Consider the following 7,238-nt stretch of genomic DNA (forward strand, 5'->3'; position numbering starts at 1 on the left):
AAAGGAGAGCCGGCGTCATAGCAAACCACTCACTGCGCACCGGCGAATCGCTGCCTTTGTTAAATCCATCATCCCTCACATTTTTATGATCTCGAGATGATGAAAAAACATCATTTCCGGCTAATACCTTGCATCAAGATGATCGAGTTTTGTGACCATCACTTTATCAATTCTCATTCTGTCCATGTCCACAATCTCAAACTTGAGGCCGCCCCACTCAAAGGTTTCGCCGGTTTTGGGCATGTTGCCGAGATATGAGGTTATGAAACCGCCTAAGGTTTCATAATGGTCCCTGTCTTCGGCGACTAATTTATCAAAGTCAAATAACTCCTTAAATTCATCAATGGGCAGCAATCCGTCCATCAGCCATGAATGGTCGTCCCGTTGGATGATCTCCGGATTGCTTTCTTCTTCCTGGGGCAATTCTCCCACCAATTGCTCCAGGATGTCATGCAGGGTCACCAGGCCGATCATGCCTCCAAATTCATCCATCACAACGGCTATATGAGTTCCTGACTTCTGGAATTGCTCCAAGAGTTTGAAGGCGCGGAGGCTGCGGGGGACAAACAGGGGTTCCTGAATTTTTTCCTCTATGGGAAGAGGGATTTGGCCAGGGGTCGCCAGTATGTCCTTTACATAAACGACCCCGGTTAAATCGTCTAAACTCCCTCGGGCAACGGGCAGTCTGGAATGATTGCTTTCGGTTATCGCCCGCCAAATTTCCGATTCATCCTCTTCCAGGTCAATCCAGTCTATCTGAGTCCTTGGCGTCATCAAGGCGGAAACTCTCATATCTCCTAAACGAAATACCCTGTCGACGATCTCCTTCTCAGTCTCTTCAAAGGTTCCGATGGCCGTACCCTCTGCAATCATGATTTTAATTTCCTCTTCGGTGACACCTGGTTCTATTGGTTCTTTCACCCTGAGTGCTTTCAGGGCAAATTCCGTTGAGACGCTCAGTAAGCGTACTAACGGTGTGAAGGCTTTTGAAAAAAGCCGCATAGGAATTGCAATTGCCGCCGCAATGGGTTCCGGGTTATTTAAGGCCATCTTCTTCGGCACTAATTCACCAATGATAAGGGAAGCATATGTGATTAAAGCAATGACAATGACCAAGCTGACAGCGTTGCTATGCGCCCCGACAAACGGCAGAGGCTTGAGATAGACGGCTAATGCCTGGGCAATCGTGGCCCCGCCGTAGGCTCCTGTTACCACGCCAATGGCGCTGATGCCGATCTGAACGGTAGACAGCAGCTGCGTCGGATCGTTGGCCAACTCCAAAGCTGCTTTGGCCCCTGCGCTGCCTTCAGCCGCCCTTCGTTCTAAACGCGCTTTGCGGGATGATACAATGGCTATCTCGGTCATTGCGAAGACGCCATTAGCAATAATCAGGACAAGAATGATGACGATCTCCAGACTTATCGATGGGTCCGTGTCCAACTTACAATTCCAGCTCCTTTAATCAAGATTTATTCTAAATTATATCATTAGTCTAACCAAATTTAAACGAGCCGGCATACAGAAAAAAATCAGCGGACCCAGTTGGTCCGCTGAATATCTGCAGATTATTAATACCGCTTCTAGCGTTGATTACTAAGGAAGCAGAAGTATCGCTGTTATTCGCGGCTAAATCAGTCAGGGGATCGTAAGGGGCCTCCGCTGCTGTCCCGACAAGCAGGACAATATCAACCGCATACGGATTTTGCCGAGAGTGAGTATGCCGGCGCACATTCAGCCAGTGCTTTGCTCCCGCGAGTCCTCCCAAAAGGTGATTTCGCGTTATATATTGAAACTATTATACTATAAGCAACCTGTATTTCTCTTTTTCCCGATCCCGGGTTACACTATATCAAACAGGATTGAGATGAATGGAAAGGATGATGTGCATGGAAACAAAACTGACAAAGCTGCTTCAAATCAAATACCCCATTATCCAGGGCGCGATGGCCTGGGTTTCCGAGGCCAACCTCACCGCTGCGGTATCTAACGCGGGCGGGGCCGGGATTATTGCTACCGGCGGCCGCACGGCCGACTGGGTACGGGATGAGATCCGGCGGGCCAAAACCCTGACCGACAAACCCTTCGGCGTGAATGTCATGCTGATGGCCCCGAATAAAGAGGAAGTCGCCGAAGTCATCTGCCAGGAGAAAGTCGCTTTTGTTACCCTGGGTGCCGGCAATCCGGTTCCTTTTTTCGCAAAATTCCGTCAGGCGGGTATTAAAGCCATCCCGGTGGTGCCCAGTGTAAAACTGGCCAAACGGGTCGAAGCCGCCGGCGCTGACGCTATCGTTATTGAAGGCATGGAGGCTGGCGGCCATATCGGCACACTGACTACCATGGCCTTACTCACCAATGTCATTCCGGAAATATCCATTCCGGTCATCGCCGCCGGAGGCATCGTGGACGGCCGGGGCACAGCCGCCGCTCTGCTCATGGGCGCGTCCGGCGTGCAAATGGGATCGCGTTTTTTGTTGACCGAGGAATGCTTATTGCATCCCAATGCCAAACAAAGAATTATCACTGCCGAAGATACCGATTCCGTCGTCACCGGCTATTCCCGCGGCTATGGCGTGAGGGGCCTGAAAAATAACTTTACCGAGTGTTTCCTGGCCCGTGAAATCAGCGGCGCACCCCAGGAAGAGCTGAATGCTATGGCTACCGGCACCAATAAGCTTGCCGCCATTGACGGCGATGTGGAAAACGGACTGGTTCAAGTGGGTCAAAGCCTTAATCGCCTGCGGGACATCAAGCCGGCCCGCGAGATCATCGAGGAAATCATGGCCGAAACCGCCCACCTGCTCTCCACGGCGGTCAATCTGGTAAAATAGGTACTCAGAACCAAGGACAAGGGCAATATTTCGATATGAGAATGAGAAAAAAGTTCTGGCGGTCTCCGCCAGAACTTTTTTTGAAAGCACATCATAATATTCCCCACTCCAGCAGGATATTCTGGGTGATATCTTTTGCCTTGAGACCGTGAGCGCCGTTTTTCCCGGTGATGTTGGTCGCAAAATAATACCGGCTGCCGTTCTTCTCCACACATCCGACAAACCAGCCCATGATATATTTTCCGCCCTGGTAGTCTGACCCGGTTTTACCGTATAATCTGATGCCGTCATTCTGGGACAGCAGGACCATGTGCCTGACAACATCGATATTTTCCCGGGCGAAAGGCAATTGGTAACCAAACAGTTTGCGCAGCAGATCGACTTGTTCTTTGGCGGAAATCTTGAGGGAAGAGTTCAGCCAAAACTGGGTGATGCCCCCGGACAGGTCTTTATTGCCGTAGTCCAGCCGGTCCAGGTAATGCTGCATCCTGGCGCTGCCAATGCGGGAGGCTAATTCCTGATAGTACCAGACCACCGAATTGGCGATAGCGGATGAAAGGGTTTGGTCTTTATTCCAGGAATCAATCGGATAGTGAATCCCGTTCCAGCGAATCAGCGTATCCGGGTCAGATCCTTTTACTACGCCGCTTTCCAAAGCGATCAGCGAATGGTAGATTTTAAAAGTGGAACAGGGGGTCAGACGCTCATTGCTTTGAGCAGGGTTAAAGACGGCGTATTGATTGTTTTTCTCGTCGTATAGAACAAAAGTGCCCGAAAATCCTTCAAAATGACGCTGCAGATCCGGACGCATCGTCAAATTGTCACCGGAAAAGGTTTGCCCCAGCAACAAACCGTTGAAGCATAACCCGGACAAAAAGATAAAAAGCAGGCTTAGTATTTTCCACATATGATTCATCCTCGCTATCCGTTTGTTGTTGCTTTCATTCTACTTCATCCCTGGCAACAAAAGGATAGCACAAGAGTGACAAAAACCTGAAATAACTCTGACAAAGGCAATTTACAGCTCAATCAGGCAGCCCTGGCCACGGATTGTCCGGATGCGATTCCCGCTATGCCCCAGCTTGCGCCGCAGCCGATAAATCAAAACATTCATCTCGTCTACCCCTACGTCAGGCGCCCCATCGCCGCCAGAATGGCGTTCGGGCCATACGGCCGCCTTAATATCGGCATAACTGACCACATTGCCGCCGCGCTGCAGTAATAAGTCCAGAAAAACCGCTTCTTTGTGGGTTAAACTGATCAATTTGCCGTTAACGATGCATTCACGCTTGTCCGGGTCAAGAACAATGCCGACTGGCGGGAATAACTGCTTACGGGTAAAAGCGGCGTCCAGTTCCATGGTCTGCTCGGAAGCCGGTGTCAGGCCAAGTCGCAGCACGACAATGCCGCTTGCCAGGCTGATTCTGTCGCTGTCATATAATCGTACGGCAACATCTGCTGCTATTTGCTTCCCATTGACAAACGTGCCATGTTTGCTGCCCAAATCATAAAGCATTACCGTCGCCTCCTGCCATTTGAGACAGCAGTGACGGCGGGATACAAAGAAATTGGTAAATCCCAGGTCCGGTATGGTTGAACCGCAGGCACGGCCAAGAATTAATTCCGGCGTAGTCCAATCGATCCTGGTTCCTGGTTCAAAAGGCGCTCCCTTCTCTACTATCAAACAAGCCAGTGAATCCAAACTTTTTTCCTCCCATTGCTTATGCTGGAGTACGCATTGAACGGGGGTACTCTCTTATATACAATCATACCTAAATGGGATTATAATGCAACTTGAAATTCATATTGCTCATCTTCCTTTCTTTTGCTCTGCCAAGAAGCGGGCTTTTTTGCGCAAAAAAATACGCCCCTTACGGAGCGTGAATTTTTTTACATAATATCGAAAACATTCCCTATACCGAGGAACCTTCTTCTAATTGGGGTTACAGATTCTGCGCCATTTTCAGTATTATAGATATGGAAAATTATTTTCCCCGATAAGGGATCACAGTCCTGACCAACACAAAAAACTTTCTTTTTATCATTTACCACCTTGTAGCCATAAAAATTAAATCTATGATCGAAGTCAATTTCAACCTTTCCGACAGTATTTTGCGGGATGGATACATCCTGCAAAGTTTCTTCCACATCCACTACAGCAATTGATTTGTCGGTAGTATAACTATTTTGAATAAGCACGTTATCACTCCTTTTATTAAATTAATTCCCCACGCTATAAAAAATATGTAATGAAAATTCTATTAGATTTTCTTTTAATTACCATACAGAATTTCGTCAAAGCGTAATTTAAGTAATGACGGTTTTGTTTATAAGATCAATACAATAAAATTAAGCGCAAGATATTTCCGATTCTGAATATTATTAATGAAGGAGGTGGTTAAGGGACTCATTAACTCCGATGATTTCAGCATAGGAAAGGAAGGTTGACATGAATCAGTTCAAGCGATTGGAACAGTTCTTAGACGATCTTTTTGTCAGTAAGACGCCGGCGCTGTCTGCCAATATCAAGGAAGCGACGGCAAAAGTTTTGCCTTGGGCCGTTATTGTATTAAGCGGAGTTGGCCTGGTGGCGTGGTTTTCCTCCGTTGGCCTCTTGTTTACCTATTTTGGCTGGACCAGCGGTTATGCTGTTTCCTCCCCTTCTGTCTCTCTGATGTATGTTGCTTTCTACCTGCTGCTGGCCCCCATCATTCAGGGGTTGGGCCTCTACGGCGGCTATCGGATGCTGAGCCGGCAGAGGAAAGGGTGGACTGTCGTTTATTATTCTCTGCTGATCGGCCTCATTCCCCAGATGACTTCTTTCAGCATTGTAGGTCTGCTGCTCAATGTGGCCTTTTTGTATCTGATGTTCCAGATTAAAAGCCAATATGCTGTTGGCATGACAGAATAATCGTTCCATTTGTTTCAGTTGCCTAAGCTTGGCTTAGCGACAAAAAGTAGCCGTGCGCCGCTTTGCGGCAAGCGCCGGCTGCCTTTTTCTTTCTCAGCTGCTGTTGTTGAGTAAATTGGATGAAGATCATTTTCTGCATTTAATTTTTTCGGGTATATCCGCAGAAATATTAAAAATGCCACGGCTATACAAAAAATAGACAGCTCATTTTATTTTATAAATTCTTTTCCGCCCATGTACATTCGAAGTGACTGCGGGATGGCCACAGTGCCGTCTTCATTCAAATTGTTTTCCAGGAAGGCGATCATCATGCGCGGCGGTGCTACCACCGTGTTGTTGAGGGTATGGGCGAAATAGTTGCCATTCTCCATATTTTTAACACGGATGCCTAGGCGGCGCGCCTGGGCATCACCTAAATTGGAACAGCTTCCCACTTCAAAGTACTTTTGTTGTCGGGGCGACCAAGCTTCTACGTCGATACTCTTTACTTTTAAATCCGCTAAATCCCCTGAGCAGCATTCCAGTGTACGTACGGGAATATCCAATGAACGAAAGAAATCGACGGTATTTTGATACAGTATTTTAAACCACCGGGCGCTTTCCTCCGGTTTACAGACTACTATCATCTCCTGTTTTTCAAATTGGTGGATTCGGTATACGCCGCGTTCTTCAATACCATGGGCGCCCACTTCTTTGCGGAAGCAGGGAGAATAACTGGTTAAGGTTTGCGGAAGTTGTTCCTCATCCAGGATTGTGTCGATAAATTTACCGATCATGGAATGCTCACTTGTTCCGATCAGGTAGAGATCTTCACCCTCAATTTTATACATCATATTTTCCATTTCGGCAAAACTCATGACGCCGGTCACAACCTTGCTGCGGATCATAAACGGCGGAATGTAATAGGTAAAACCCCTGTCAATCATAAAATCCCTTGCATAGGAGAGAATTGCCGAATGTAACCGGGCAATATTACCGGAGAGATAATAGAAGCCATTTCCACTGGTTTTTCGCGCACTGTCGAGATCAATGCCCTGCAATTTTTCCATAATATCAATATGATATGGCACCGTAAAATTCGGGACAACCGGGTCGCCAAACTGCTCCAGTTCAAGGTTTTCACTGTCGTCCCTGCCGATGGGTACCGATGGATCAATCATATTAGGAATGGCCAGCATTCTTTCGCGGATCTGGACGGCCAGCTGGTTTTCAAGTTCCTCCAGACTAGTCAGTTCTGCGGCAATGGTCGCGACCTTTGTTTTAGTTTGTTCGGCCTCTTCCTTCTGACTTTTGGCTAATAGTGCGCCAATTTCTTTGCTGATGGAATTTCTCTGGCTTCTGAGAACGTCGCATCGGGATTTGGCGTCTCGTGCTTTCCGGTCCAGTTCAATTACTTCGTCTACCAGTACCAACTTGTGATCCTGAAATTTTTTCCGGATATTGTCTTTTACCATTTCAGGATTGGTCCGCAAAAACTTAATGTCTAACATGTTGTTCCC

7 protein-coding genes are annotated in these 7,238 nt (G+C 47.6%); 2 read left to right on the forward strand and 5 right to left on the reverse strand.

Annotation, left to right across the window (positions count from 1 at the left end; genetic code table 11):
- Positions 1-120 precede the first annotated feature (120 nt).
- A complete protein-coding gene (locus ALO_RS07300) occupies positions 121-1,440 on the reverse strand; it encodes a hemolysin family protein (RefSeq protein ID WP_004094358.1) in 1,320 nt (439 codons plus the stop codon).
- Positions 1,441-1,886: 446 nt separating this feature from the next.
- Between ALO_RS07300 and ALO_RS07310 the strand changes: the two genes are divergently transcribed.
- On the forward strand, positions 1,887-2,828 hold the full coding sequence (locus ALO_RS07310; RefSeq protein WP_004094360.1) for a nitronate monooxygenase: 942 nt from the start codon (positions 1,887-1,889) through the stop codon (positions 2,826-2,828).
- A gap of 91 nt (positions 2,829-2,919) precedes the next feature.
- On the opposite strand, the gene blaOXA is transcribed toward ALO_RS07310, so the two are convergent.
- From blaOXA to ALO_RS07325, 3 genes are all read right to left on the reverse strand, one after another.
- Positions 2,920-3,735, reverse strand: a complete 816-nt coding sequence (blaOXA, locus tag ALO_RS07315) for a class D beta-lactamase (RefSeq protein WP_004094361.1) — start codon at positions 3,733-3,735, stop codon at positions 2,920-2,922.
- Positions 3,736-3,846: 111 nt separating this feature from the next.
- A complete protein-coding gene (locus ALO_RS07320) occupies positions 3,847-4,530 on the reverse strand; it encodes an FHA domain-containing protein (protein WP_004094365.1) in 684 nt (227 codons plus the stop codon).
- A 188-nt stretch (positions 4,531-4,718) separates the two neighbouring features.
- A complete protein-coding gene (locus ALO_RS07325; protein WP_004094367.1) occupies positions 4,719-5,027 on the reverse strand; it encodes a hypothetical protein in 309 nt (102 codons plus the stop codon).
- Between the two features lie 250 nt (positions 5,028-5,277).
- On the opposite strand from ALO_RS07325, the gene ALO_RS07330 reads away from it, so the two are divergent.
- Complete coding sequence (locus ALO_RS07330; protein ID WP_004094369.1) at positions 5,278-5,739, forward strand: hypothetical protein; 462 nt, start codon at positions 5,278-5,280, stop codon at positions 5,737-5,739.
- A 209-nt stretch (positions 5,740-5,948) separates the two neighbouring features.
- Here ALO_RS07330 and serS read toward each other — a convergent pair whose 3' ends face one another.
- Positions 5,949-7,229 (reverse strand): serine--tRNA ligase, encoded by a 1,281-nt coding sequence (gene serS, locus ALO_RS07335; RefSeq protein ID WP_040292944.1) that lies wholly within the window; start codon positions 7,227-7,229, stop codon positions 5,949-5,951.
- Between the last annotated feature and the right edge of the window lie 9 nt (positions 7,230-7,238).

Source organism: Acetonema longum DSM 6540 (assembly GCF_000219125.1).
GTDB lineage: Bacteria > Bacillota > Negativicutes > Sporomusales > Acetonemataceae > Acetonema > Acetonema longum.